The organism is Methylobacterium hispanicum, from assembly GCF_022179285.1.
In the GTDB taxonomy this organism is placed as follows: domain Bacteria; phylum Pseudomonadota; class Alphaproteobacteria; order Rhizobiales; family Beijerinckiaceae; genus Methylobacterium; species Methylobacterium hispanicum.
In genome coordinates this window covers 1-989 of the sequence record NZ_BPQO01000083.1, presented here as the reverse complement: position 1 = coordinate 989, position 989 = coordinate 1, and the positions used below count along the sequence as shown (strand labels likewise).

Annotated in this window: 1 protein-coding gene; it reads left to right on the top strand. The window is 70.8% G+C overall.

Features of this window, described 5'->3' with window-relative positions; translation table 11 throughout:
- The coding region (locus tag MFF56_RS31805; RefSeq protein ID WP_238232204.1) for a polysaccharide biosynthesis/export family protein at positions 1–989 on the top strand (989 nt) is incomplete at both ends.

Below are 989 nucleotides of genomic sequence, written 5' to 3'. Positions count from 1 at the left end.
CTGTTCGCCCGCTACGAGATCATCGACATCACCCCCGCCGTCATCGAGGCCCTGCGCACCCGCCCCCTCGACAGCCTGCTCGCCTCCTTCGGCGACCACCGCCTCTCCGTCGAGCCCGTCATCGGCGTCGGCGACTCCGTCTCCGTCTCGATCTGGGAGGCCGGATCGGGCGGCCTGTTCTCCGGACCGCTGGTCGCCGACCGCTTCTCCGCCGGATCCAAGTCCGCCCTCATCCCCGAGCAGATCGTCACCCGCGACGGCGCCATCTCGGTCCCCTATGCGGGCCGCATCCAGGTGCTCGGCCGCAGGCCCCAGGACGTCCAGGCGCTCATCGAGAACGAGCTCGCCGGCAAGGCCATCCAGCCCCAGGTGCTCGTCACCATCACCAAGCCGATCTCGCAGGCCGTCACCGTCACCGGCGAGGGCGCGGCGGGCGCGCGCATCCCGCTCTCCACCCGCGGCGACCGCCTGCTCGACATCATCGCCACCGCCGGCGGCGTGCGCTCGGCCGTCAACGAGACCTTCGTGCGCCTCTCGCGCGGGCCGGCCACCGCCACCGTGCCGCTGACCACCATCGTCTCGAACCCGCGCGAGAACATCTACATGCGCCCGGGCGACACGCTGACCCTGGTGCGCGATCCCCAGACCTTCCTGGCGGTGGGCGCGCTCGGCAGCGCCACCGAGGTGCCGTTCGGGGCGGACGGGATCACGCTGGCCCAGGCGCTGGCCAAGTCGCGGGGCCTGGCCGACTTCCTGGCCGACCCCGAGGGCACCTTCATCTTCCGCTTCGAGCCGGCCTCCGTGGTGCGCAAGCTCAACCCGGGCTCGAAGCTCTTGGGTACGCCGCTGGTGCCGGTGGTCTACCGGATCAACATGCGCGACCCCAACAGCCTGTTCACCACCCAGGCCTTCCGGATGCGCAACCGCGACCTGATCTACGTCTCCAACGCACCCTACACCGAGCTCCAGAAGGTCCTCGGCGTCTTCTC